Consider the following 24,157-nt stretch of genomic DNA (forward strand, 5'->3'; position numbering starts at 1 on the left):
TAGCACGAGTCCGCGCCGGCCGCGGATTCGTGCTACGAAACGGTCAGTGGTCGCTGTCGCGCAACAGCTCGTAGAGCTCGTCTAGCAGATCGAGGGTCTCGCCGACGTCGGCGGGTGCGACGCCGGAAGCGCGCAGTGCCTTGCGTAGAGCATCGGCGTCGAGATCCATGAGTGGGTTGCGCCGCGGCGGGTTCGGCAGGGGTGGCAGCACTGCGTTGGTGCCATAGAAGTCGACTACGGGTGCCGGCGCCTGATCGCGCGGTGTCGCATCGTCGGCCGAACCCGCCCGTCCCACCTCGGTCGCGGCAGACAGCAACGTGGCCAGGTCCGTGCCCATGACCGTCAGCACGGTGACCGCGCTGCGGTCGATCTCGGCCGCCACCTCATAGGCGACGCACAACACATGGATGCAGCGAGGTGATTCGTCGGGACATGTGCAGTCTGCGGCGATATCGGCAGATTCGGTGGGCAGCAGCAGTTCGCCCACCGCACTGGGCTGTTCGCCGCGGGCGAGCGCCATCAGGTCACCCGTGGCATCACGAGCCCGGAGCAGGGCGATGACCGTCGGCACGTCGATGGGTCGCATGGTGAGCGTCACCTCGAACGGATCGAGCTGACTGCCCCGTACCGCAGCCGTCACCACGGCGTCCGAGATCTGTAGACGCTCGGCATGGTGATCCCGAAAGTAGCGGCGGGCCTGGGTGATCCGCCGCCGGTCAGCATCGCCGGAGTGCACACCCTCCACCACGTCGACAAACGCGCGTCCCCACCGGCTCAGGCCGTATCCGCGAGTGGAGCCGAGACGTCCCCCGACCCGGCGCTCGCTGCCCCGGCTCATTCGCTCACCGCATCGTCGCGCAGGCGGAACAGGTCGAAGAGTTCGTCGTTGCCGAGGTCGGACAGCCAGTTCTCGCCGGAGCTGACGGTCAACCGGGAGAGTTCGCGCTTCGCCGAGATCATCTCGTCGATCCGTTCCTCGAGCGTGCCCACGCAGAGGAACCGATGGACCTGCACACGCTGCTGTTGTCCGATCCGGTAGGCGCGGTCGGTCGCCTGGTCTTCGACCGCGGGATTCCACCAACGGTCGATGTGCACCACGTGATTGGCCGCCGTGAGGTTCAGGCCGGTGCCGCCGGCCTTCAGGGTGGCGATCATCGCGGGCGGTCCGTCGCCGCCCTGGAACCGGGCGACCATCTGATCGCGCTCACGGCGGGTACGTCCTCCATGCAGCACCGGTACGGGCTCACCGAGGTAGGGCGCCAGCCATTCCGACAACAGATCACCGAAGGCGGCGAACTGGGTGAACACCAGCGCCTGATCGCCTTCGGCGGCAGCCGTGGTCAGGATGTCCACCAGCAACTCGACCTTGCCGGAGCGATGCCGGTTGCGGCGCAACAGATCCGAGCCGTCGGCGAGGTAGTGCGCGGGATGGTTGCAGACCTGTTTCAGGCGGGTCAGAGCGGCCAGGATGTTCCGTCGCCGGATGGTCCGCTGCTGCTTGCTCCGCAACGCGTCCATGAGCTCGTCGATGACCGCACGGTACAACGCGGCCTGCTCGACGGTCAGATTGGCCCGGACGGTGATGTCGGTCTTCTCTGGCAGGTCCGAGATGATGGTCGGGTCCGTCTTCTCCCGGCGCAGGATGAACGGACGGGTGAGCGCGCTCAGCCTGCGGACCGCGGCCGGGTCCCGGTCACGCTCGATGGGTTCGGCGAATCTCGCCCGAAAACGGGACGCAGAACCGAGGAGCCCGGGGTTGACCAGATCGATCACCGCGCGCAGGTCCTCGAGCCGATTCTCGACGGGGGTCCCGGTCAGCGCGATGCGATGGTCCGCCGGGACCGCGCGAATCGCCTTGGCCGCCTTGGTGGCGACGTTCTTGACGTGCTGCGCCTCATCGACGACGACGCGCCTCCATCGATGAGCACTGAGCAGGTCGCGGTCGCGCGTCGCGATGGCGAAGGTGGTGAGCACGACGTCGGCGCCGGCGTGAACCGCCCCGAAACCACTGCCGGCGGTCCGGGTGGTCCCGTGATGGACCGCCACCCGCAGATCGGGGGCGAAGCGGGCGATCTCACGCTCCCAGTTGCCCACCACCGACATCGGACAGATGATCAGCGTCGGCCGACGGGCGGCGGTGTCGGTGTCCGTCTCCTGCTCGTGGCACAGCAGCGCGATCACCTGCACGGTCTTTCCGAGGCCCATGTCGTCGGCGAGGACCCCGCCGATGCGGTGGGTGGTCAGGTGGTGGAGCCAGTCCAGACCGCGTTGCTGATAGGGCCGGAGCTCGGCGCGCAGCGACGGGGGGACGGTGATCGGCGTGGGTCGTAGCGTCCCACCGTTGGCGATGTCGTCGAGCCAGGAGAGTCCCTCGATCGATGTCACGGGGACGGGAACCGTGTCGACGACGAGATTGAAGAGTGCACCCATGTCCGCCGGCTGGTCCGACGCTGCCAGAGCGCGCTGCGCGACGACGAACGCGGCCGCCCTGGTGAGGGCGCCGCCCTCGGCGCGTACCCAGACCCCGCGGATCTTCACCAGGTCACCCTGCCGGCGGGCGAGGTCGGCCAGGTCGGCGTCGGACAGGGTCTGGGCGGCCGGGTCGTCGCCGAGGGCCAGACGCCACTCGAACTCGCCGACCTCGGCCACCCCGATCTGCGCGGCCCGGCCGCTGCTGGTCGCCACCGGCCGTGCGCGCAACCCCAGCGCCGGACGCACTTCGGCGATCGTGCGGGGAGCAGCACCGGACAACCGGCGTCGGTCAGGAGGGCGGCGCCACCGGCGAAGAGCTTCTCCACCATCGGAGTGGTCAGCAGGAAGTCGAGGGTGTGCCGGTCCGGCTCCGCCTGTGACAACTCGGGGAAGGCCCGTACGGCGGCCGCGAGCCCGGTGGTCACCCGATCGAGCTCATGTCCGTCAAGTCGATGCGGTATCACCTGCAGGATCTGGCCATCGGATGCCCGTCGGCACACCTCCAACCGCCACAGGGCGGTGCCGGGGCCACCGGACCCGAACTCGTCGACGGGCTCGTCCTCCGGCTCGTGCAGGCGCAGCACGATGGCGGAATCATCTTGTGGAGCAGCATTGTTCCAGTGCGTCCAGGAGGCGGACGCGCTTCGCAGTCGTGCGCGGCGATCAGCGTCGAGCTCCGGCGGGTCGGGGAGCAGTGCGCGCACCAGCCATTCGGATGCCTGTCCCTCGACGGTGGTGCGTCCGGCGGACGCCAACCGTGCGCGGCATTCGTGGTCGACGAGTTCCCCGAGCAGATCGGTGATCGCATCTATACCGCCGTTCTCCGTCACCAGTGCCGGTGCGGTGGCGGAGACGACGGCCATCCAGCTCTGCCAGGAGGAGGTCGGAACGGGCTGCCATCGCAGCATCGGCTCACCGTCGATCTCGGCGACGCCCGGGGCGACGGCACCGGCGGCGACGTTGGCTCGTACACCGTCGAGCAGGTACCGGTACCAGCGGATCTCGCCACTGACGGTTTGCGGTCGGGTGAGATCGAGGAACGCCACACCGGAAGCGGCGCCGAGTGTCATCGTCGGGACGAACTCACGCCCCCCGGATGCACCGATGATCGCCAGTTCCCGACGAGCGCGTCGTCGGGCCAGGTGGTCGGCGAGCGTTTCAGGCAGGTCGCCATGGCAGCCGCCCGGCGCCCACCACAGCGCAAGACCGATGCCCGGCCGCCAGAGCGCGTGCAGGGGCAGGGTCGGGGAGGGGTCCGCGGTCGAGCTCGCGGTCGACCTATTTCGTGGTGAATCGAGAGGCATCGAGGATCATGACCACCCTAGCGTCGGCCATGAGGTGCAGGTCGACCGTCAACCGGGGACGGCAGATGGTCAACGCCAGTCGGCGAGCAGATCCGTCGCCCGCTGCGCGAGGCTCATCTGCCAGAGCGGTCCGAAGCTGATGCGTCCGACCCCGAGTTCGGCGAAATGCGCGCGGGAACCGTCGGCCGGGTTCCCGATGGCGTTGACCGGCAGCGGCAACTCGGCGCACAGTCGCCGCTGGACGTCGTCGGTGTGGAATCCGACCGGGTAGAGGGAACTGGCGCCGGCGTCGGCGCACAAGATCAACCTCGCGACCGCGCGGTCGACCCGGTCGGCCTCGTCGCCGACCTGTTTGAGGAACAGATCCGTCCGCGCGTTGATGACCATCGGCACGCCGGCCGCGTCGGCTGCGGCACGCAATGCGCCGACCAGGTCCGCGTGTTCGGAGGCCTCGCGGAGACGACCCCCCTCGGAGTGCACGGTGTCCTCGATGTTCAGGCCGACGGCGCCGGCCTCCAGCAGTCCGTCGATGAGACGCTCGGGTGTCTCGGCGTAACCGGACTCGATGTCGATGGACAGTGGCACCTCGACCGCGGCGCTGATCTGACGCACCCGAGTGAGCAACTCGTCGAACGTCATGCCCTCGTTGTCGGGCCGTCCGATCGAGTCGGCGACCGGGTGGCTACCCACCGTGAGCGCCGCGAAGCCGCCGCCGACCGCGAGTCCGGCCGACCACGCGTCCCAGACGGTCGGAAACACCCCTGGGTCGCCGGGCCGGTGCAGATCGAGCAGTTCCCGGGCCTGTGCGGCCAGATCACGAGTTGCCATCGAGGGACCCCTTCAGGTCGTTGAGCACCAGCCAGGCGGCCGCCAAGCCGGACGTTCCGTACCAGATCTGGTCATCGACGGAGAGGACTCGCTTCCACGTCGGCGCACCCATGTCCAGCCAGCGATCGCTCAGCAGCACCTCTTTTCCGTGCTCGAGTCCGCGCTCGTCCTGGAAGCTCACGTAGATGAGATCGCCGTCGGCGTCCGTGAAGTTCTCGTCGGTGACGGTGAACGAGCGCAGGGAGCGCTGTGGCTCGGGCCGCTGTACCCCGATCTCCGACAGGATCTGGCCGGCGAAGGTGCCCGTCCCGGCGATCATCTCGGAATCCCCCGTGAACCGGACCAGTGAGACCTGGCTGTGCTGGGCGTCCATACGACGCCCGGTCTTCTGCGTCTCGGTGTGGAATTCGTCGAGTAGTCGTGTGCCCGCTGACGACCGGCCCAGCGCGTCGGCGACGGCCTGGAACCGCTCTTTCCAACCGCCCGGCGCGATCGTCGCGACGCGCGCGTCACCGAAGGCCTTCGCGGCCGCCTCTGTCTGTGGCGTCGCGAGCACCACGTCGGGCTTCGCGGCGGCCACGGCGTCGGCACCGGGAGTGGACCCGATGGTGGGTACCGCCCCCAGTTGGGGGCCGAGATATTCGGGGACGCTGCCCGGCGCGGCCGCGACAGCGGTGACCTTGGGCCCGATCCCGAGCGCGCAGACCGCGTCGAGCAAGGCAGGGTCTGTCACCACGATCCGTGTCACATCGGTGACACCGTCGTCGGGTGCGGTGGGCGCGAGGCAGGTGCGCGTGAGGTCACGGTCGGCGTTGACGATGTTCACCTCGGCCACCCGCGTGGTGACGGTGGAGATCGGCTGACCCTGGGGATCTGTCAGCGGTGCGTCGTCGCTGCATCCGGCGACGGCCACCAGGACGGCGATCGACGACATGGTCCCGATCACCCGAGCCATGCCCCGGGCCCTTCGATCCGACCGTTGTAACCGGGTTTCGCCGCTGCGATGCACGCGATCACGCTAGCACCGGACCATCCATGGTCCCTGGGCGGTCGCGACACGTCACCGAAGACGTCCGGCGACGCCGCCCAGCGGTCCGCGCGTCGTCGTCGAAGCGGGTCCTGAACTGTGCCTATGGGCCTGCCCGGCCGTCGAATACGACGTATCGTAGGACCCACTCGGCCACTGCCCGTGTGAGGGTTTAGGATCAGTAACCAGCGCTCGCTTTGTTCATGTGGCGACCGCGGGGAGCGGCAGCTGACCGGCCCTGATCGGTTGCGCAACGAGGAGGATCTGTGACCGCGGTAGACCAGCCCACCACGCAAGTGGCACCAGTGCGTCCGTTTCCGGAGCGCTACCAGCCCAAGGGCTCGTTCATCTACAAGCTGCTGACGACGACCGATCACAAGTTGATCGGCATGATGTACATCACCGCCTGCTTTGCGTTCTTCCTCATCGGCGGCCTGATGGCCCTGCTGATGCGTGGCGAGCTCGCTCACCCGGGCATGCAGTTCTTGTCGACCGAGCAGTTCAACCAGTTGTTCACCATGCACGGCACGGTGATGCTGCTGATGTACGCGACACCGATCGTCATCGGCTTCGCGAACTTCGTGTTGCCCCTGCAGATCGGTTCGCCCGACGTCGCCTTCCCGCGGTTGAACGCGTTCGGCTTCTGGCTGTTCGTGTTCGGCTCGTCGATCGCGGTCGCGGGCTTCCTCACCCCGGGCGGCGCCGCCGACTTCGGCTGGACGGCCTACACGCCGCTGACCGATGCGATCCACTCGCCGGGTGTCGGTGCCGACATGTGGATCATGGGTCTGGCCGTCTCCGGTCTGGGCACCATCCTCGGCGCCGTCAACATGGTGACAACGGTCGTCTGTCTGCGCGCTCCGGGCATGACGATGTTCCGGATGCCGATCTTCACCTGGAACATCCTCGTCACCAGCGTGCTGATCCTGCTCGCCTTCCCGCTGTTGACCGCGGCTCTCATGGGCCTCGAGGTCGACCGTCAGTTCGGCGCACACCTCTACGACCCCGCCAACGGCGGCGTCATCCTGTGGCAGCACCTGTTCTGGTTCTTCGGCCACCCCGAGGTCTACATCATCGCCCTGCCGTTCTTCGGGATCGTGTCCGAGGTGTTCCCGGTGTTCGCCCGCAAGCCGATCTTCGGTTACTCGGGCCTGGTGTACGCCACGCTGTCGATCGCCGCGCTGTCGGTGGCCGTGTGGGCGCACCACATGTACGTCACCGGAGCCGTGCTGCTTCCGTTCTTCTCGTTCATGACGTTCCTCATCGCGGTGCCGACCGGTGTGAAGTTCTTCAACTGGATAGGCACGATGTGGAAGGGCAACATGACGTTCGAGACGCCGATGTTGTTCTCCGTCGGCTTCATCGTCACGTTCCTCTTCGGTGGTCTCACCGGTGTGCTGCTCGCCAGCCCCCCGCTGGACTTCCACCTCTCGGACAGCTACTTCGTGGTCGCGCACTTCCACTACGTGCTCTTCGGAACCATCGTGTTCGCCACCTACGCCGGCATCTACTTCTGGTTCCCGAAGATGACCGGGCGCATGCTCGACGAGCGATTGGGCAAGATCCACTTCTGGCTGACCTTCATCGGCTTCCACACCACGTTCCTGGTGCAGCACTGGCTGGGCAACGAGGGCATGCCGCGTCGTTACGCCGACTACCTGCCCTCCGACGGGTTCACCACGCTGAACATGGTGTCGACGTTGGGTGCCTTCATCCTGGGTCTCTCGACGCTGCCGTTCCTGTGGAACGTCTTCCGCAGCTACCGGTACGGCGAGGTCGTCACGGTCGACGATCCGTGGGGCTTCGGAAACTCGCTCGAGTGGGCGACCAGTTGCCCGCCGCCTCGGCACAACTTCACCGAGCTGCCCCGGATTCGTTCGGAGCGTCCGGCCTTCGAGTTGCACTACCCGCACATGATCGATCGGATGCGCGCGGAGGCCCATGTCGGCCCCGGGCACAACGAGCACGGCCGTGACCGGCAGGTCACCGAAGAGGCCGAGCACATCCGGCGAGCGCCGTTCACCACCGGCGACCATGAGGCGTCCGGGGATCCGGACCCCCGCTGACCGCCCACAGACGCGAACACGTGGCGAAGGAATCGGGTGACACGACAGTCCTGATCACCGTCACCGGGCCCGACAAACCCGGCGTGACGTCGGTGCTGATGGGAGCGCTCGCCGGTCAGAAGGTCAGCCTCCTCGACGTCGAGCAGGTGGTGATCCGGCGCAGACTGACGCTCGGTGTGCTGGTGTCTGCCTCGGGAGATCCCGAGGAACTCCAGGACGTGGTCGAGCAGGCCATGGACTCGGTCGGCATCGACGTCATCGTCGAGGTCGGTCCGGACACCGGGACCAGGCGGCCGTCGAGCCACGCGGTGGTGGTGTTGGGCAGCCCGGTGACCGCACGCGCCTTCCGGGCGATTGCCGCCGAGCTGGCCAGCCAGCGCGGCAACATCGACTCCATCCGTGGTGTCGCCGACTATCCGCTCACCGGGCTGGAACTGATGGTGAGCACCAAGCGGGACGACGTCGCCGCCGACTCGGCGTTGCGGAAGGGACTCGCGGCCGTCGCCGTCGACCACGGGGTCGACATCGCCGTCGAACGTGGCGGACTGGCCCGACGTGCGAAGCGTCTCATCGTCTTCGACGTCGACTCGACGCTCATCCAGGGCGAGGTCATCGAGATGCTGGCGGCCAAAGCGGGCAAGGAAGCCGAGGTCGCGGCGGTCACGGAGGCCGCCATGCGCGGTGAGCTCGATTTCTCGGAGTCGTTGCATCAGCGGGTCGCCGTCCTGGCGGGACTGGACGCAAGCGTGATCGACGACGTGGCCGGCTCCCTGCAGCTCACCCCGGGTGCGCGGACCACCGTCCGGACCCTGCACCGGCTGGGCTATCACTGCGGTGTGGTCTCGGGTGGATTCCGTCAGGTCATCGAAGGGCTCGCGCACGAGCTCGAACTGGATTTCGTCCGGGCCAACACCCTGGAGATCGTCGACGGCAAGCTGACCGGACGAGTGGTCGGGGAGGTCGTCGACCGGCCGGGCAAGGCCAGGGCGCTGCGGGCCTTCGCCGATCAGGTCGGGGTTCCGATGGAACAGACGATCGCCGTCGGCGACGGCGCCAACGACATCGACATGCTCAGCGTGGCCGGACTGGGCATCGCCTTCAACGCCAAACCGGCACTACGTGAGGTCGCCGACGCAGCCCTGAGCCACCCCTTCCTCGATGCGGTGCTCTTCATCCTGGGTGTGACCCGCGATGAGATCGAGGCAGCCGACGCCGCAGATGGAGTCGTCCGCCGGGTGCCACTCGGCTGAGCGGCATGGTGTCGTGTTCCTTCAAGTCACCGACGTCGGTGCGGGGCATGATCGGATTGTCGGATCACACAGGGAAGGACGTTGCGATGGCGAATGAACAAAAGGTAGGTGACCTGGCCATGGTCACGCTCGATTGTGCCGACGCTACGGTGTCGTCGGAGTTCTGGTCGGCGGTGCTGGGTTGGGAGATCACCGCGTCGGGCAGCGGGTACGCGATGCTGACCGGGACAGGTGCCGCGCTCGGTTTCGGTGAGATTCCCGACTACGTGCCGCCGGCGTGGCCGAACCCCAACGGTTCCAAGCAGTTCCACTTCGATCTGGCCGTCGACGACCTCGACGCGGCGGCGGCGCGATGTGTCGAGCTCGGCGCGACGGTTCCGGCCGAACAGCCCGGCGAGACCTGGCGGGTGCTGCTGGATCCCTCGGGCCATCCGTTCTGCCTGACGAAGGCAGAGAACTGGGGATGACCGACCCGGCGATCGAGGACGACGCCGAGGATCCTTTCGACGACGCCTACCGGCGACTCGTGAGTTATGTCGGAGGCGGCGAGGACCCGGATGATCCGGGCGACGTGCTGGCCATGCAGATGGTGGTCCGGATCGAGAAGGCCGATCCGCCGGACCGGACCGACCTGCTCACTGCTGCCGCACGTTCGGTGGCCATGCTGTGTCTCGATGACCGCGCGGGTGCCGACGGGCCGTGGTCACCGCCGATGGATGACTGGTGCGATGCGCGTATCCGCAAGATCGCCCGCCGTGCCCGCGGTGCCCAATGGGCGGCGGCGCAGGAGGTCTGGGGAGTGACCGTCGAGCACGGAGCGGCCGAGGCGCGCGCGATCGTGCCCGGCCGCGTCGGCGACGTCGACAAGCGCATCTCTCGGCTGCAGATCGGGGGAACGGAGATCGGCGGGCAGGTGGATTCCGTCGCCCCGGACGCGGGGGTGTGTCTCTGGCTCAACCCCGGTCTCGAGATGACCGTCGGCAAGACGGCCGCCCAGGTCGGTCACGGTGCGATGCTCGCGGTCACGCTGATGACCGTCGCGCAGGCGCGTGAATGGCGCAGGGCGGGATGTGATCTCGCGGTTCGCCGGGCCACGCCGCGGCGATGGGCAGACCTGCTCGACGCCGGGCCGGCAGGTCGTTCGGTCGCGGTCCGCGACGCCGGGTTCACCGAGATCGCACCAGGATCGGTGACGGTGATCGCTGAGCTCGCCGACCGATGAGCGTTCACGCGCGGCCACCCGTCTGAGTCGACGAGCGGTGCTTCGGTCCGTGGTGGTTCAGGACGTGCTGGTGCGCGCAGCAGCCGGTGCGATGTGCCCCAACGTGTTGCGCCAGATGTGGCGGTCAGGTGCGATCGACGCGACGATGAGTTCGTCGGCCTGCGCGTGCCCGGCGAACCAGTCGAGATAGTCATGCACCTGAGTAGGCGTGCCCACACCGGCGTAGGTCATCATCGAGTCGATCTGGCGGCCCTGCGGCATGTCCAGGATCATGTCGGCCTCCTCGTCGGTGAACTTTCGCCCGCGGCCGAAGAGTGCGTTGACGCGGTGGCGCTTCGCCTGACGAAGCTGGTCCTGGGCGACCGCCTCGTCGTCGTCGGCGATGACACAGACTCCGGCGATCACATACGGCGACTCGAGTTGTTCGGATGGCTGGAACTCGCGCCGGTACACCGCGACGGCCTCCTCGAGGGCCTGTGGCGCGAAGTGGGACGCGAACGCATAGGGGAGGCCGAGCGCGGCGGCGAGTTGGGCGCCGAAGAGCGACGAACCCAGGATGTAGAGCGGGACGTCGGTGCCGGCTCCCGGCGTGGCCGAGACGCCCTCGACGCGGGACTGGCCGCGCAGGTACCCCTGCAGTTCCAACACGTCCGACGGGAACCGATCGGCCGACGCCATCGAGCGGCGGAGCGCCGCGAAGGTCTGCTGGTCGCCGCCCGGCGCGCGGCCGAGTCCGAGATCGATGCGACCCGGATACAACTCGCCGAGGGTGCCGAACTGTTCGGCGATCGCCAACGGGGAGTGGTTGGGCAGCATCACGCCGCCGGCGCCGAGTCGGATCGTCTCGGTGTGTGCGGCCACATGCGAGATGAGAACCGCGGGCGCGGCCGATGCGATGGACGACATGTTGTGATGCTCGGCATACCAGATGCGCCGGAAGCCCCAGCGCTCTGCGCGCTGCGCCATGTCGACGCTCGCGACAAAGCTGTCGTGGACGGTTTCGCCGGGGCCGACCTGTGCCAGGTCGAGGATGGACAGATCAACACTCATGTAGAGGTCAAGGCGCCACCGGCCCGGTGTATTCCGGCCCGATGTATTCCCTTGGCGGCGAGCATGTGTCGCATGGCTCCACGTGGAGGCCATCGGTGTAGGGCACGATAGGGGAGTGACGGACGCGACCGAAGACGAGGTGTACGAATCCGATCCGGACCTGTTGGTCGATTTCCGCGAGGTGACGCTGGTCCGTGGTGGCAACACACTGGTGGGGCCCATCTCGTGGCAAGTCGAGCTGGACGAACGCTGGGTGGTGATCGGTCCGAACGGTGCTGGCAAGACGTCCCTGATGAGGCTGGCGGCCGCGCAGGTCCACCCGACGTCCGGCACGGCATTCGTGTTGAACGAGCCGCTGGGGAAGGTGGAGGTCCGGGAACTGTCCACGCGGATCGGCGTCTCCAGCGCCGCGCTGGCCGAACGGGTGCCCGCCGACGAGGTCGTCAGCGACGTGGTGATCTCGGCCGGCTATTCGGTCATCGGACGGTGGCGTGAGACCTACGACGACATCGATCGCGCACAGGCCGTCGAATCCCTGGAGTCGCTGGGTGCCGAGCACCTCGCCGACCGCCGGTTCGGCACCTTGTCCGAGGGCGAGCGCAAACGGGTCCTGATCGCGCGTGCACTGATGACCGATCCAGAACTGCTGCTTCTCGACGAACCTGCGGCCGGACTCGACCTGGGCGGCCGCGAAGAACTCGTCGATCGCCTCGGCCGGCTGGCTTCCGATCCGGAGGCCCCGGCGATCGTCCTGATCACCCACCACGTCGAGGAGATCCCCGACGGGTTCACGCACGTGATGCTGCTCTCCGAGGCGGAGGTCGTCGCCCAAGGGCTCCTCGACGATGTCCTCACGAGTGAGAACCTGTCGACGGCGTTCCGGCAGCAGATAACGCTGAGCAAGGTCGACGGCCGGTGGTTCGCCCGGCGGACCCGGCGGCCCGGCGGGCATCGCCGAGCGGCGGGCTGATCCCCGCGCGCTACGGTCGTACGGTGATCTGCCGACAGGAGCATCTGCCATGAGCCCATCCGAGTCCACCCCGGAGCCCACTGCCACCGAACCGGCACCGTTGCGTGGGGCGGCGACCGTGGTGTTGGTCCGTGATTCGGAACGCGGCGTCGAGGTCTTCCTCCAGCGCCGGGTGAAGCAGATGGCCTTCGCCGGCGGGGTGACCGTCTTTCCCGGCGGCGGCGTGGACCCGCGCGATGCGGACGCCGACATCGACTGGACCGGCCCGGACGCCCAGTGGTGGGCCGACGCGTTCCACACCGACGCCAAGACGGCACAAGCTCTGGTGTGTGCCGCGGTTCGTGAGACCTTCGAGGAGTGCGGGGTGCTGCTGGCCACGCGTCCAGACGGCACCCCGGTCGATCCGCAGTCGTTTGCGACACAACGCGGCCGGCTCGTCGACAAGACACTGTCGCTGGGTGAGTTCCTGCGTGAGCAGGGGTTGGCCCTCCGAGCCGACCTCTTGCGGCCGCTCGCCCACTGGATCACCCCGATCATCGAGAAGCGGCGCTACGACACGCGTTTCTTCCTGGCCGCCTTGCCCGAGGGGCAGACCGCCGATGGTCACACCACCGAGGCAGAGGTGACTGCCTGGGCCACACCGCGGGCCGCCCTCGACGCGTGGATCGCGAATGAGCACACCCTCCTCCCGCCGACCTGGGCGCAGCTGAACCATCTGGCGGAGTTCGCCTCGGTCTCCGAGTTGCTCGCAGCAGATCGGCTGATCGAGCCGATCGAACCGTCCGTCACGCCCGGCGCAGGGCTGGCAGGTCTGAAGTTCGAGGGTTCGGACCGGTACTTCGCCGTCGCCGCGGACCGATCGGTGCCCGGCCTCAGCCGCTGAATGCGGTGGGCATCATCGAGACAGGTCAAGGAGTTCGCCCGCCGCCCCCGTTCGTCCGGCGAACAGCATGAGGATGTCGCGGGTCGGCGCCTCGACGACTTGTCCGTGACCGAGGTCGAGAGCGGAGTCGGTGGCGACGAACCGTATGCCCCGGTGATCACGACGTGGGTGGAAGGGGAATCGCATCGCCCATACCCGATGTGCGGCCGCCGCTGCCGCGTCGGCGGGCATGTGTCGGTCGATGCCGAGGGGTACCGCGATGTCCTGCCCGTGTACCAGCGTGTCGAGCAGTGGTTCCAACTCGGTCGTACCGATCGGGTGACGACGTGACCCGACCATCGACCGCAACCTGATCGCGACGGTATGCGCATCGGCCCGGTCCTCGATCGCCAGGCGACGGACCATGGCGTCGAAGCGGAATCCCGATTTCGCCGCCTCGAACAGCACGCGGCCGGCGCGCGTGTGGGAATGGGTGAGATGCACCGCGACGTCGCGAACCGTCCACCCGGAACAGAGGGAGGGGGTCGCGAGCTGATCGGCACCCAGCGACTCGATCAGGTCGGCAAGGCTCAGTCGCTGTTCGTCGATGTGGCCCCAGATGGCATCGGACTCCATGGTCCACCTCCGCTCCAACACGACTCGATTTGGTCAGCCGACCTGACTATATTAGTCAGGTTCTCGTACTAAAGTCAACGTATGTCCGACGACCCGCCCATCGCGGTCCTGATGTTCGTTGCCCACCGCGCGGCGGAGGCGCGGGTGATGGCGCGCATCGCCGTGGCCGGTGCCGCCGACATCACGTTCGCCCAGGCGCGTCTGATGCAGCGGTTGGCGCCCGAACCGATGCGCCTGACCGACCTCGCCGAGCAGGCCGGGATCACCAAGCAGACCGCGGGAGGTCTCGTCGACCAGTTGGAGACCGCCGGCTACCTGATGCGGGTGCCCGACCCGTCCGACGGTCGCGCCCGGCTCGTGACGCTCAGCGAGCAAGGCGCCAGGCTGTGCGAGATCGCTGCCCATGAGGTCGAGGTCGTCGAGAATGAATGGCGAGAACACCTGGGTGCCAACCGTTTCGACGATCTCCGTCAGTGTCTCGTCGACCTGCGGGAGATCACGGACCCTTATCGGTGACTTCCGGGGAGTCGAGGTCGACGATGCCCTCGCCCGATGCTTCGTCGTCCGCGACCGCGATGTCGTCGCGTTCGGCCCACTCCAGCAGGGTGTCGATCCGGTGGGCGACATCGTCGATCTCGGCGTGCAGGTCGCCGATCTCGGCGAAACGTGCAGGCATCGTCGCGATCGTGAAATCGTCGGGCGCCACATCGTCGATCTCGGTCCACCGGATCGGAGCGGAGACGGTCGCGCGCGGATTTCCGCGCACCGAGTACGCCGACGCCATGGTGTGGTCGCGGGTGTTCTGGTTGAAGTCGACGAACACGGCGGCGGGATCACGGTCCTTGCGCCACCAACTCGTCGTCACATCGGCCGGGGCGCGGCGTTCGACCTCTCGCGCAAAGGCGAGCGCTGCGCTGCGGACCTGCGGGAAGCCCCATTCCGGTTCGATCCGGACGTAGATGTGCAGTCCGCGACCACCCGACGTCTTCGGGAACCCCCGCATGCCGAGTTCGTCGAGCACCTCCTCGACGACGTGGGCGACCCGCTGGATTCGGGAGAACGGGCAGTCGGGCATGGGATCGAGATCGATACGCCATTCGTCGGGACATTCGGGGTCCCGGCGTCGCGAATTCCAGGGATGGAACTCGACCGTCGACATCTGGACGGCCCAGATCACGCTGGCCAGCTCGGTGACGCAGAGTTCGTCTGCGGTACGGCCGAAGCGCGGAAACCAGAGCTCGACCGTTTCCAGCCAGTCGGGCGCGCCGGCGGGAATCCTCTTCTGGTGCACCTTCTTGCCGTCGACACCTTTCGGGAACCGGTGCAGCATGCAGGGCCGGTCCCGCAGTGCGCGGACGATCCCGTCTCCGACCGACAGGTAGTAATCGGCCAGGTCGCGTTTCGTCTCACCGCGCTCGGCGAAATACACACGGTCGGGGCTGGACAGACGGATCGTCCGGCCGCCAACCTCCAACTCGACCGGGTCACCGGCTTCCGAGGCCCTCGCCATGAGCCAACTGTAGATCCGTGACCTCCCCCGGCGGGGTTGCACACGCAATACAGACGGTAGCCTTCGACCATGCCAGAGTTCGTCACCCTCGAGACGTCCGATGATCATCCCGGCGTGGGCACCATCCGGCTCGATCGACCGCCGATGAACGCGCTGAATCGGCAGGTGCAGTCCGAACTCGCCGCGGCGGCCGACGAGGCGACCCGGCGCGACGACGTCAAGGCGGTCATCATCTACGGCGGACCGAAGGTGCTCGCCGCGGGCGCGGACATCAAAGAGATGAACGACATGACCTATGCCGAGATGAGCAAGGTCGCCGGGCGGCTGCAGGCCGCGCTCGGATCGGTCGCCGACATCCCGAAGCCCACGGTCGCCGCGGTCACCGGCTACGCCCTCGGCGGTGGTCTCGAGGTCGCCCTCGGCGCGGACCGCCGCATCGCCGGGGACAACGCGAAGCTCGGCGTACCCGAGATCCTGCTCGGTGTGATCCCCGGTGGCGGCGGTACCCAGCGGCTCGCCCGGCTGGTCGGACCCGCAAAGGCCAAGGACATGATCTTCACGGGGCGTTTCGTCGACGCACAGGAAGCGCTCGCGATCGGTCTCGTCGACGAGGTGGTGGCACCCGACGACGTCTACGACGCCGCACTGGCATGGGCGGGACAGTTCCGCGACGCGGCGTCGGTCGCGCTCGCGGCCGGAAAGAAGTCGGTCGACCAAGGACTCGGTGTGGACCTCACGACCGGTCTGAAGATCGAGGAACAACTCTTCGCCGCATTGTTCGCCACCGAGGACCGCCGGATCGGTATGCAGTCGTTCATCGAGAACGGGCCCGGAAAGGCAAAGTTCACCGGCAAGTGATGCCCCGATCCCGCAGATCGAACGACCGGCGGGCGTCGCGAGGCGGCGGGCCGAGATCGTGATTCACCCCGACGACGAGAAAGTAGCCGAGTAATGACCACGAATATGACGCCGGGAATCGATCCGGAGCCGAATCCGCACGCCACCGAAGAGCAGGTCAAGGCCGCGCTCGAGGACACCAAGCTGGCACAGGTGCTCTACCACGACTGGGAGGCGGAGACCTACGACGACAAGTGGTCGATCTCCTACGACGAACGCTGTATCGATTATGCGCGTGGACGATTCGATGCGGTGGCCTCGGATGCGGAACTGCCGTACGAGCGCGCGATGGAACTCGGTTGTGGCACCGGGTTCTTCCTGCTCAACCTGATGCAGTCCGGTGTGGCCAAGAAGGGGTCGGTCACCGACCTGTCGCCGGGCATGGTCAAGGTCGCGCTGCGCAACGCGGAGAACCTCGGTCTCGACGTCGACGGGCGCGTTGCGGACGCGGAGAAGATCCCGTACGAGGACAACACCTTCGACCTCGTCGTCGGGCATGCGGTCCTGCATCACATCCCTGATGTCGAACAGGCGTTGCGTGAGGTGCTGCGTGTGCTGAAGCCGGGCGGGCGCTTCGTGTTCGCCGGTGAACCGACGACCATCGGCGACTTCTATGCGCGGTGGATGAGCCGTGCGACGTGGGCCGCGACCACCAACATCACCAAACTCGGTCCATTGCGGTCCTGGCGACGTCCGCAGGAGGAACTGGACGAGTCGTCGAGGGCGGCGGCTCTCGAGGCGGTCGTCGACATCCACACCTTCGATCCGGCCGAACTCGAGCGCATGGCACGTGACGCCGGTGCCACCCGCGTGGAGACGGCGACCGAGGAGCTCGCGGCGGCCATGCTCGGTTGGCCGGTCCGCACCTTCGAGGCCGCGGTGCCGCAGGCGAAGTTGGGCTGGGGCTGGGCGATGTTCGCGTTCAACGGATGGAAGCGGATGTCCTGGCTGGACGAGAAGGTACTGCGGAAAGTGGTGCCGCCGAAGTTCTTCTACAACGCGATCGTCACCGGCACGAAGAAGTGACGTCGGACCGTCGGGAGCGTGGCGCGGAGGGATGAACGGTGGGCTACCGGTTCACACTCGACGACGTCACCTTCCTGCGGTCGCGACATGGCATCAAGGCGCTCGAGACCGCCTCGACGCTCGACCTGACCCCGGCGTCCATGCTCGCCGACATCGGGGAGCTCCGTAGCCGTTACGCGCCGCACGACGCCGCGCTGATCGAGACGGTCATCTGTCGTCGCCGGGGACGGACGAAACTCTCGGCGGCCGACGACATGCTGTTCACGGACGACGCGTTGCAGCAGGCCACCGCCAGCGCGGTCGGCCGAAACCGTGCGGCCGAGATCGCCCGGCGTCACCCCGGCGCCGTGATCCATGACGTCACTTGCTCGATCGGTACCGAGGTCATGGAATTGGCTGCGCAGGAAGGTATTTCAGGTGTGATCGGCAGCGATGTCGACACCGTCCGGCTGTCCATGGCCCGCCACAACTGCGCACTGGGCAACGGTTCTTCGACGCTGCTCCGGGCGGATGCACTCACGCCGACGTCGTCCGCGGATGTCGTAGTCGCCGATCCGGCGCGTCGGTCCGGTTCGGCACGAGTGTTCCGGCTCGAGGCGCTCACGCCGCCGCTGCTCGATGTTCTCACCACCTACGCCGGCCGGCCTCTCGCCGTCAAATGCGCTCCGGGGCTGGATTATCGAATGCTGCGCGATCGCTTCGGGTTCTCCGGCCAGGTCCAGATCACATCTCTGGACGGCTCGGTGCGGGAGGCATGTCTGTGGACCGAACGGGACGACGAGCCGCGACAACGCGCCACCGTCCTGAGGTCGCGTCCCGACGGGTCGGTGCGTGCGTACGACGTGACCGATGACGGCGATGACCACGTGCCGGTCGGTGAGGTGGGGGAGTGGATCATCGACCCGGACGGTGCAGTCGTTCGGGCCGGCCTGGTTCGCGATTACGCTCGTCGGCACGGCCTCTGGCAACTCGACCCGCAGATCGCCTATCTGACCGGCGACGCGGTACCCGAGGGTGAGCGGGGGTTTCGGGTGATCGAGGCCACCGGTGTCGCGGAGAAGGAACTGCGCAAGCGGCTGGCCGCCCAGGATTGCGGAACGCTCGAGATCTTGGTGCGAGGCCTCGACATCGACCCGGATCGCCTGCGTAAACGGTTGAAGCCCAAAGGCTCTCGGGCGCTGACGCTCGTATTGACCCGGATGGGAAGAAAGGGCGTGGGGTTCATCTGTGAGCCCGGCGCGAGATTCTGAGACTTCCTGCCGTTGTAAACCAGATATTGACAAGCGCCGATCTGTAAACCTACGCTTTACGTATGGGTGAGGTGCATGAGCTGGTTCTCGACGTCGAACGGTACGCGCGGAGCATAGGTTCTGAAGGTGACGGCCGGCCCGGCGCGCTGGCGCAGGTTCACGACGCACTCCAGCTGGGTCGGCGGGCAGAGGAATTGCTCAGCGCGACAGCACGACGCGCCCGAGAGTGTGGCTGTACCTGGCAGGAGATCGGTGACGTCGTCGGTGTCACCCGCCAGGCCGCGTTCCAGCGATTCGGCAAACCGATGGACCCGAGGACCGGGGAACCGATGCTGAAGACGTTGATACCCCACGCAGATGTGATGGCCGCCGATCTGCTGACACGCATTCGCGCAGGCGAGTGGGCGACTGTCGTGTCGAGGTTCGCCACCTCGATGGCGGCCGCGCTCGACGAGTCCGGTCTGGCCGATGCCTGGGCATCGGTGATCGCGCTCAGGGGCGAGGTTGAGTCGACCGGCGCACCGTTCGTACGTCTGCACGGGTTGCACACGGTGGTCGATGTGCCGATCGAGCAGGAGGCGGGTGCGATGAGCATACGGGTCGCCTTCGACACCGACGGGCGGATCGCCGGTCTCTTCTTCCTCGATCCGGAAGCGGCAAGCGTCGACCGGTGAGGTCAGTCAGTCGATCTCGGCCTTGCTGTCGAAGAAGTAGACCTTTCCGATGTTCGTCGCGGTGGCGACCTGTCCTCTCGCCGACACGGCGACACCGGTGGCGAAACCGCCCGACTCCGGAAGCGGCAGTGTGCGTTTCGTCGACCCGTCGGCGGTCGATACCTCGGCCAGGGACAGGGTGCTCTTGCCCTTGTCACGGATGACGGTCCAGGCGGTGTCCTGATCGGTGAGGGTGGACAGGCTCACCGATGCGAGATCCTTGCGCTGCCATACCTGTTCGGCGTGATCGCCGCGGTCGCGCAGCAAGGTCAACGGGGCGCCGAGAACTCCGGTCGGGATGATGAGACCATCCGGGGAGACCGACATGGTGCCGAAGCCGTACCCGCCGTTGTCGTAGGTCCACCGCGTCTTGCCGGTCGCGGCATCGAGCGCCACGAGCTTGCCGAGACGACTGAACGTGTACACGGTCGATCCGTCGGCGGACAGCGTCGGAGACCCGACGACGCCGCCCGGGACGTCGGCATGCCACGCTTCCCGCATCACGCGTCGGCCATTCTGTTCGGCGTAGGACATCGCGCGGATCTGAGAGGCGATGGCCCCCTCGGGCCAGAAGTTGAGGAAGAACCTCTCATGCGCCTCGTCGACCGCGGGGGGCGACGGGATGCCGCAGCGCGGTCCGTTGGTGACGCATTCGCCGAAGCCGAACGTGGGGTCGTCGGGGTTGGCATCGCTACGCAGCCGAACCTCGGGTGCGACGAGTTCGTTTGTCTGGCTGTCGATGAGCAGCAGTTGGCCCTGGGTGGTGGCCACGAGCACCTGGCCCGGCGCGGCGAACTTCGCCGAGAGCGGGACGCCGAGCACCGGCATCCGCCAGCGGATCGCGCCGCCTGCGTTGAACGCCAGGAAGGTCGTCTCCTCCCCGACGTAGGGCTGATCGAACTGGTCCACGAGGAGTGAATTGACCTCGATGCCCGCCCGCATCCGCTTGCAGAAGTTCTTGCGGCCACTGTGGGGGTCGAGGATCAGCAGATTGCATCCGCTCGCCGTGTTCGACGTCACGCCCACATTGGCCTGGGTGGAAATGGTGAGCGGTGCGGTCACCGGACCGCCGGTGGGGCGGGTCCAACTGAGCTCGAGGTCGTCGGGTACGGCCGGATAGGCGAAGTTCGAGTTGGCCGCGTTGCCGCCATAGCTCGACCACCCGGGGCCCGCGACCGAGTGGACATCGACCTCGCCGTCCGAGCAGGCCGATGCCACGACGGCGATGACGGTCACCAGGAGCGCCACGAGGGTCGTCGGTGCACGACGGGAAACCTCACGCCTACCGGCCGTTACCGCCATCGAAGCTCCTGTCCTGTCGCGATCTGCCCCGTCGGACGACGTGCCAGCAGAGAGCCTATCGTGCCCGGATTTCGGGTCGATTAGGGTTTGTCGTCATGACCACCATGTGGAATGCCTCCTATCGGTCCCGATGGACGGCGGGCCGCCGGCGAGACCCAGCGCAGGCACGGTTTCTGACGCGTGATTCGCTGCGATGGGTGGTACGTAACCGGGCGTATTCGCCGTGGTATCTCGTCCGGTATTACCGACTGGCGCGTTTCCGCCTCGCCAACCCCCATGTGGTGCTGCGCGGCATGGTCTTCCTGGGACGTGACGTCGAACTCCACGCGACCCCCCAGATGGCGAGGATGGAGATCGGCCGCTGGGTGCACATCGGCGACGGCAACTCGATCCGGTGCCACGAGGGCAGCCTGAAGATCGGCGACAAGACCGTCTTCGGGTGCAACAACGTGGTCAACTCGTACCTCGATCTCGAGATCGGCGGTTCTACCCTGATCGCGGACTGGTGCTACATCTGCGACTTCGACCACAAGATGGACGACATCACCCTGCCGATCAAGGATCAGGGCATCGTGAAGGGGCCGGTGCGGATCGGGCCGGACACCTGGGTCGCCGCCAAGGTGTCGGTGCTGCGCAACACGATCGTCGGCCGGGGCTGTGTGCTCGGTTCGCACGCGGTGGTCCGAGGGTCATCCCGGACTTCTCCATCGCCGTGGGCGCACCTGCCCGAGTCGTGAAGAACCGCAAGGACGATTGGGCGACCAGCGCCGAAGAACGTGCCGAACTCGAACGTGCCCTCGCCGACATCGAACGGAAGAAGGCAGCGGCCGAGCGCGAGCGGTGACGGTCGCCGACTATCTGCCGGGATGGCCACACTCAACCGGAAAGTGCCCCTCGGTCAGTCCGTTTGTCCCGGATCACGTTCCGGGAGTGGGCGTTCGGGGATGCTCGGGCGACCGACCGGATGACGGACCCGGCGCTTGGCGGCCAGATAGACACCGGCGGTCCGCTCGGCGACCTCGCTCCAGGAGAACTCCTCGGTGAGCCGGTCGCGTGCCCGGACCGCACGGGTGGCCGCGGCCGCCGGGTCGCTCAGCGCAGCGCGGACCGCGGTCGCGATGCCGGCCACGTCGCCCGGCGCGAAGGTGAGGCCGGTCGTCGTGTCGGTCACCGCTTCACCGAGACCGCCCGCCGTCGACACCACGAGCGGCGCGCCGGTGGCCGCCGCCTCGAGCGCCACGATCCCGAACGGCTCGTAGCGGCTGGGCAGCACGATGGCTGCACAACGATGCATGAGATCGACGAGACCCTGGTGGTCGACGGCCCCGAGGAACCTGACGGACTTGGTCACGCGGTGCCGCCGCGTCTGTTCGATCAGCCACTCTTCCTGTGTGCCGGTCCCGGCGATGGTCAGGGTCGTCCCGGGCTGCGTCCGACGGATGCGGGGGAGCGCGGCCAGCAGGTCCTGGACGCCTTTCTCGTATTCCAGGCGTCCGGCGAACAACAGCTCTGGCGGGCCGGAGCGCATCGGTCGCGGCGCGAACGGCCAGGTCCTGATGTCGATGCCGTTGTGTATCACCGAGATGTCGGGCAGGTCGGGCCCGAAGAGGCGCGTGACCTCGTCGCGCATCGACGTCGAACACGTGATCAGCGAATCCGACTCGCTCGCCAGCCACCATTCCACGGAGTGCACCTGCCGGTTGGTCGGTCCGCTGACCCAACCACTGTGCCTACCGGCCTCGGTGGCGTGGATGGTCGAGACCAGCGGAACGTCGAAGAACTCGGCGAGTGCGATGGCCGGGTGCGCCACCAGCCAGTCGTGGGCATGCACGACGTCGGGCTGCCAGCTTTGTACACCGGGTGAGTTGCCTTCGCCGGCAAGCATTCTCAGTCCGGTGCGTACAAAAGCGTGGCCCATCGCCAGTGTCCAGGCCATCATGTCGCGGCCGAACTCGAACTCCGGGGGATCTTCGGCTGCGGCGATGACGCGGACGCCGTCGACTCGGGAGTCGGTGGTCGGGTGACTCACCGCGTCCGTGCCGGTCGGACGCCGAGTGAGCACCACGATGTCATGTCCCTGAGCGGCGAGTTCGGTCGTCAGATGGTGAACGTGACGGCCCAGACCGCCGACCACCACAGGTGGGTACTCCCACGAGACGATCAAGATCCTCATCTGCCATCCCCCGTCGCGGTCATCCCCCGGCCCCGTGGACCGCGTCCCTCGTGTGTGATCGTCGTGCATCGAGCCCGGCGAACAGATTGTCGGCGCGCGCCCAGGCGTCGGCGAGGCGGCCGGCCAGGTCGTGACGGCCCCGGAGGGCGGCGTCGCAGATCTCCCGGGTCGCGTGCGCATGCTTGTGTGCCCGTTCGACAGCGTAGTTGGCCGCGGTGTTCTTGGAGACCATGAACGGCCAGTCGGAGGCCACCGTCAGCAGGGTCTCCCGGAGGATCTGATCGGCCACCCGGTTGCGCCCGGCCGGGCGACCGGCGGCCGCGACCCCGGGGGCGAGGATCTTGTCGACCGTCGCCAGTGCGGTCTCGGTGACCTCCGCGTTCAGGGTGACGAGATGCTCGACCTGCGGCCCGTTCCACACCCGCCAGTCCTTGCCGGATCCCCACGACGACGCCGGCAGGTGCGCCGGTGTGCCCACGAAGCCGTCGCGCCGTGCCGACGCGAGGGTGCCGACCTCGACGCCTGCTTCGGGCAGTCGCCGTAGGACGCGCTCGAGCCAAACCGGGCCCTCGTGCCACCAGTGGCCGAACAACTCGGTGTCGAAGGCGGCCACCACCAGCGCCGGACGCCCCTGCCGCGCCGACTCGTCGACGAGTCGGCGGCGCACGTGATCGACGAAATCGTCGACGTGCCGGTCGATCACGGCGTCCACGCGAGCCGGGTCGTACGGCTTCTTGTCGGCCGACTCGACACCTCGACCGGTCACCCGGGCCGGCTTCAGGCCGGTGGCGTGATCATAGGTGTGGAAGTCCCGGTAGGCGGCGTGGCCCGGGTAACCCGACTTGGGCGACCACACCCGGTAGCTGATGCTCAGATCCCGGCCGAACGCGACGACATCGCTGTCACCGACCGGCCTGCCGAGTGCCGTGTCGCCCTTGAGCGTCGGCCCGTCCACCATGAAATGGCCGACGCCCGCCGCGGAGTACTCGGTCTCCATCCCCGGGGCGAAGGCGCATTCCGGAGCCCAGATGCCTCCGGGACGAGACGCCCACCGCGCTCGTGCGTCCGCCAGACCTTCGGCCAGCGAGAACTGCCGTAGCCGGCGGTCGAGCAACGGGGCGAACGGATGGGCGAGCGGGCCGCCCAGGATCTCGACCACCCCGGACGAGGCGAGTGAGCGGATCTGCGGACTCGCGCCGTGGCGCCAGTACGTCTCGAACTCGGTCATCGCCTCCGCTGCGGCGCGATACTCGCGATTGCCGAGGGCGCGTCGCGCCGGGTCAGGCGCGATCGCCGCCTCGACCGCGCGCAACTGCCAGTCGGCGAGCCACTCGTACATCGATGTGGCGCAATGCGGATCATCGAGTTGCGCGGCGAGCACCGGCGTGATGCCGAGTGACAACTGGTGGACCGCGCCGTCGTCGGCCAACCGGCGCAGCATCGCGAACAGCGGCAGATAGGAACTCGCCCAGGACTGGTAGAGCCATTCCTCGCCGACCGGCCACCGGCCGTGGTTGGCCAGCCACGGCAGATGAGAATGCAGCACAAGCGTGAATCGGCCGGGTACGGCGGCACCGGATGCGGGTGTCATGAGGCGCT

The 24,157-nt window shown here is 67.6% G+C and carries 20 protein-coding genes and 2 pseudogenes; 12 read left to right on the forward strand and 10 right to left on the reverse strand.

Features of this window, described 5'->3' with window-relative positions; genetic code table 11:
• Nucleotides 1-43: 43 nt before the first annotated feature.
• The 4 genes and pseudogenes from GTV32_RS00930 to GTV32_RS00945 all read right to left on the reverse strand — a co-directional run bounded on the left by GTV32_RS00930 (nucleotide 44) and on the right by GTV32_RS00945 (nucleotide 5,559).
• Nucleotides 44-838, reverse strand: coding sequence for a hypothetical protein (locus GTV32_RS00930; RefSeq protein WP_161058563.1), 795 nt, complete (start codon nucleotides 836-838; stop codon nucleotides 44-46).
• Nucleotides 835-3,776: pseudogene (locus GTV32_RS00935) on the reverse strand (SNF2-related protein). Before GTV32_RS00935 ends, GTV32_RS00930 begins: the two are co-directional and overlap by 4 nt.
• A 69-nt stretch (nucleotides 3,777-3,845) precedes the next feature.
• On the reverse strand, nucleotides 3,846-4,604 hold the full coding sequence (locus GTV32_RS00940) for an isocitrate lyase/phosphoenolpyruvate mutase family protein (RefSeq protein WP_161058564.1): 759 nt from the start codon (nucleotides 4,602-4,604) through the stop codon (nucleotides 3,846-3,848).
• The gene (locus GTV32_RS00945; RefSeq protein WP_237421462.1) at nucleotides 4,591-5,559 is read right to left on the reverse strand and encodes an ABC transporter substrate-binding protein; all 969 of its coding nucleotides are present in this window, start codon (nucleotides 5,557-5,559) and stop codon (nucleotides 4,591-4,593) included. Before GTV32_RS00945 ends, GTV32_RS00940 begins: the two co-directional genes overlap by 14 nt.
• A gap of 338 nt (nucleotides 5,560-5,897) precedes the next feature.
• Here GTV32_RS00945 and ctaD point away from each other — a divergent pair, with 338 nt between their 5' ends.
• The 4 genes from ctaD to GTV32_RS00965 all read left to right on the forward strand — a co-directional run bounded on the left by ctaD (nucleotide 5,898) and on the right by GTV32_RS00965 (nucleotide 10,169).
• Nucleotides 5,898-7,697 carry a cytochrome c oxidase subunit I gene (gene ctaD / locus GTV32_RS00950; protein ID WP_161058565.1) on the forward strand — a complete coding sequence of 600 codons (1,800 nt, stop codon included), beginning with the start codon at nucleotides 5,898-5,900 and terminating at the stop codon, nucleotides 7,695-7,697.
• Between the two features lie 20 nt (nucleotides 7,698-7,717).
• A complete protein-coding gene (serB, locus tag GTV32_RS00955; protein ID WP_161058566.1) occupies nucleotides 7,718-8,947 on the forward strand; it encodes a phosphoserine phosphatase SerB in 1,230 nt (409 codons plus the stop codon).
• Nucleotides 8,948-9,033: 86 nt separating this feature from the next.
• On the forward strand, nucleotides 9,034-9,414 hold the full coding sequence (locus GTV32_RS00960; RefSeq protein WP_161058567.1) for a VOC family protein: 381 nt from the start codon (nucleotides 9,034-9,036) through the stop codon (nucleotides 9,412-9,414).
• Nucleotides 9,411-10,169, forward strand: coding sequence for a peptidyl-tRNA hydrolase (locus GTV32_RS00965; protein WP_161058568.1), 759 nt, complete (start codon nucleotides 9,411-9,413; stop codon nucleotides 10,167-10,169). Before GTV32_RS00960 ends, GTV32_RS00965 begins: the two co-directional genes overlap by 4 nt.
• A 57-nt stretch (nucleotides 10,170-10,226) precedes the next feature.
• Here the strand turns inward: GTV32_RS00965 and GTV32_RS00970 are convergent, their stop codons facing one another.
• Nucleotides 10,227-11,219, reverse strand: a complete 993-nt coding sequence (locus GTV32_RS00970) for an LLM class flavin-dependent oxidoreductase (protein ID WP_161058569.1) — start codon at nucleotides 11,217-11,219, stop codon at nucleotides 10,227-10,229.
• Between the two features lie 139 nt (nucleotides 11,220-11,358).
• On the opposite strand from GTV32_RS00970, the gene GTV32_RS00975 reads away from it, so the two are divergent.
• On the forward strand, nucleotides 11,359-12,189 hold the full coding sequence (locus GTV32_RS00975; RefSeq protein WP_161062264.1) for an ABC transporter ATP-binding protein: 831 nt from the start codon (nucleotides 11,359-11,361) through the stop codon (nucleotides 12,187-12,189).
• A 49-nt stretch (nucleotides 12,190-12,238) separates the two neighbouring features.
• The gene (locus GTV32_RS00980) at nucleotides 12,239-13,072 is read left to right on the forward strand and encodes an NUDIX domain-containing protein (protein ID WP_161058570.1); all 834 of its coding nucleotides are present in this window, start codon (nucleotides 12,239-12,241) and stop codon (nucleotides 13,070-13,072) included.
• 12 nt (nucleotides 13,073-13,084) lie between these two features.
• Here the strand turns inward: GTV32_RS00980 and GTV32_RS00985 are convergent, their stop codons facing one another.
• The gene (locus tag GTV32_RS00985; RefSeq protein ID WP_161058571.1) at nucleotides 13,085-13,687 is read right to left on the reverse strand and encodes a maleylpyruvate isomerase family mycothiol-dependent enzyme; all 603 of its coding nucleotides are present in this window, start codon (nucleotides 13,685-13,687) and stop codon (nucleotides 13,085-13,087) included.
• 81 nt (nucleotides 13,688-13,768) lie between these two features.
• On the opposite strand from GTV32_RS00985, the gene GTV32_RS00990 reads away from it, so the two are divergent.
• Nucleotides 13,769-14,203 (forward strand): MarR family transcriptional regulator, encoded by a 435-nt coding sequence (locus tag GTV32_RS00990; protein ID WP_161058572.1) that lies wholly within the window; start codon nucleotides 13,769-13,771, stop codon nucleotides 14,201-14,203.
• Here the strand turns inward: GTV32_RS00990 and ligD are convergent.
• Entirely contained in the window at nucleotides 14,184-15,197 is a 1,014-nt protein-coding gene (ligD, locus tag GTV32_RS00995) for a non-homologous end-joining DNA ligase (RefSeq protein WP_161058573.1), read from the reverse strand. The genes GTV32_RS00990 and ligD overlap by 20 nt on opposite strands.
• 69 nt (nucleotides 15,198-15,266) lie before the next feature.
• Here ligD and GTV32_RS01000 point away from each other — a divergent pair, with 69 nt between their 5' ends.
• The 4 genes from GTV32_RS01000 (at nucleotide 15,267) to GTV32_RS01015 (ending at nucleotide 19,044) form a co-directional block, all read left to right on the forward strand.
• Nucleotides 15,267-16,055 carry an enoyl-CoA hydratase-related protein gene (locus GTV32_RS01000; protein WP_161058574.1) on the forward strand — a complete coding sequence of 263 codons (789 nt, stop codon included), beginning with the start codon at nucleotides 15,267-15,269 and terminating at the stop codon, nucleotides 16,053-16,055.
• A 93-nt stretch (nucleotides 16,056-16,148) separates the two neighbouring features.
• Entirely contained in the window at nucleotides 16,149-17,120 is a 972-nt protein-coding gene (locus tag GTV32_RS01005; protein WP_161058575.1) for a class I SAM-dependent methyltransferase, read from the forward strand.
• Nucleotides 17,121-17,158: 38 nt separating this feature from the next.
• Nucleotides 17,159-18,370 carry a class I SAM-dependent methyltransferase gene (locus tag GTV32_RS01010; protein WP_161058576.1) on the forward strand — a complete coding sequence of 404 codons (1,212 nt, stop codon included), beginning with the start codon at nucleotides 17,159-17,161 and terminating at the stop codon, nucleotides 18,368-18,370.
• Between the two features lie 62 nt (nucleotides 18,371-18,432).
• A complete protein-coding gene (locus GTV32_RS01015; RefSeq protein ID WP_161058577.1) occupies nucleotides 18,433-19,044 on the forward strand; it encodes a DUF3887 domain-containing protein in 612 nt (203 codons plus the stop codon).
• Between the two features lie 6 nt (nucleotides 19,045-19,050).
• On the opposite strand, the gene GTV32_RS01020 is transcribed toward GTV32_RS01015, so the two are convergent.
• A complete protein-coding gene (locus GTV32_RS01020; RefSeq protein WP_161058578.1) occupies nucleotides 19,051-20,385 on the reverse strand; it encodes a PQQ-binding-like beta-propeller repeat protein in 1,335 nt (444 codons plus the stop codon).
• A gap of 95 nt (nucleotides 20,386-20,480) precedes the next feature.
• Here GTV32_RS01020 and GTV32_RS01025 point away from each other — a divergent pair.
• Nucleotides 20,481-21,229 (forward strand): annotated as a pseudogene (locus GTV32_RS01025) (acyltransferase).
• 54 nt (nucleotides 21,230-21,283) lie between these two features.
• Here GTV32_RS01025 and GTV32_RS01030 read toward each other — a convergent pair.
• Together GTV32_RS01030 and GTV32_RS01035 are read right to left on the reverse strand one after the other, a co-directional pair.
• Nucleotides 21,284-22,558 (reverse strand): glycosyltransferase family 4 protein, encoded by a 1,275-nt coding sequence (locus GTV32_RS01030; protein ID WP_161058579.1) that lies wholly within the window; start codon nucleotides 22,556-22,558, stop codon nucleotides 21,284-21,286.
• Between the two features lie 19 nt (nucleotides 22,559-22,577).
• Nucleotides 22,578-24,149 carry a glycoside hydrolase family 57 protein gene (locus tag GTV32_RS01035; RefSeq protein WP_161058580.1) on the reverse strand — a complete coding sequence of 524 codons (1,572 nt, stop codon included), beginning with the start codon at nucleotides 24,147-24,149 and terminating at the stop codon, nucleotides 22,578-22,580.
• Nucleotides 24,150-24,157: the final 8 nt, after the last annotated feature.

This window comes from Gordonia sp. SID5947, from assembly GCF_009862785.1.
In the GTDB taxonomy this organism is placed as follows: domain Bacteria; phylum Actinomycetota; class Actinomycetes; order Mycobacteriales; family Mycobacteriaceae; genus Gordonia.

What these genes read in the sequence shown, in the direction of transcription:
- GTV32_RS01015 (WP_161058577.1), top strand. Translation starts at nt 18,433, where the DNA reads ATGGGTGAGGTGCATGAGCTGGTTCTCGACGTCGAACGGTACGCGCGG.
- GTV32_RS01000 (WP_161058574.1), top strand. Translation starts at nt 15,267, where the DNA reads ATGCCAGAGTTCGTCACCCTCGAGACGTCCGATGATCATCCCGGCGTG.
- GTV32_RS01030 (WP_161058579.1), bottom strand. Translation starts at nt 22,558, where the DNA reads ATGAGGATCTTGATCGTCTCGTGGGAGTACCCACCTGTGGTGGTCGGC.
- GTV32_RS01005 (WP_161058575.1), top strand. Translation starts at nt 16,149, where the DNA reads ATGACCACGAATATGACGCCGGGAATCGATCCGGAGCCGAATCCGCAC.
- ligD (WP_161058573.1), bottom strand. Translation starts at nt 15,197, where the DNA reads ATGGCGAGGGCCTCGGAAGCCGGTGACCCGGTCGAGTTGGAGGTTGGC.
- GTV32_RS00960 (WP_161058567.1), top strand. Translation starts at nt 9,034, where the DNA reads ATGGCGAATGAACAAAAGGTAGGTGACCTGGCCATGGTCACGCTCGAT.
- GTV32_RS00985 (WP_161058571.1), bottom strand. Translation starts at nt 13,687, where the DNA reads ATGGAGTCCGATGCCATCTGGGGCCACATCGACGAACAGCGACTGAGC.
- GTV32_RS01020 (WP_161058578.1), bottom strand. Translation starts at nt 20,385, where the DNA reads ATGGCGGTAACGGCCGGTAGGCGTGAGGTTTCCCGTCGTGCACCGACG.
- GTV32_RS00990 (WP_161058572.1), top strand. Translation starts at nt 13,769, where the DNA reads ATGTCCGACGACCCGCCCATCGCGGTCCTGATGTTCGTTGCCCACCGC.
- GTV32_RS00945 (WP_237421462.1), bottom strand. Translation starts at nt 5,559, where the DNA reads ATGGCTCGGGTGATCGGGACCATGTCGTCGATCGCCGTCCTGGTGGCC.
- GTV32_RS00930 (WP_161058563.1), bottom strand. Translation starts at nt 838, where the DNA reads ATGAGCCGGGGCAGCGAGCGCCGGGTCGGGGGACGTCTCGGCTCCACT.
- GTV32_RS00970 (WP_161058569.1), bottom strand. Translation starts at nt 11,219, where the DNA reads ATGAGTGTTGATCTGTCCATCCTCGACCTGGCACAGGTCGGCCCCGGC.
- GTV32_RS00940 (WP_161058564.1), bottom strand. Translation starts at nt 4,604, where the DNA reads ATGGCAACTCGTGATCTGGCCGCACAGGCCCGGGAACTGCTCGATCTG.
- GTV32_RS01035 (WP_161058580.1), bottom strand. Translation starts at nt 24,149, where the DNA reads ATGACACCCGCATCCGGTGCCGCCGTACCCGGCCGATTCACGCTTGTG.
- GTV32_RS00965 (WP_161058568.1), top strand. Translation starts at nt 9,411, where the DNA reads ATGACCGACCCGGCGATCGAGGACGACGCCGAGGATCCTTTCGACGAC.
- GTV32_RS00980 (WP_161058570.1), top strand. Translation starts at nt 12,239, where the DNA reads ATGAGCCCATCCGAGTCCACCCCGGAGCCCACTGCCACCGAACCGGCA.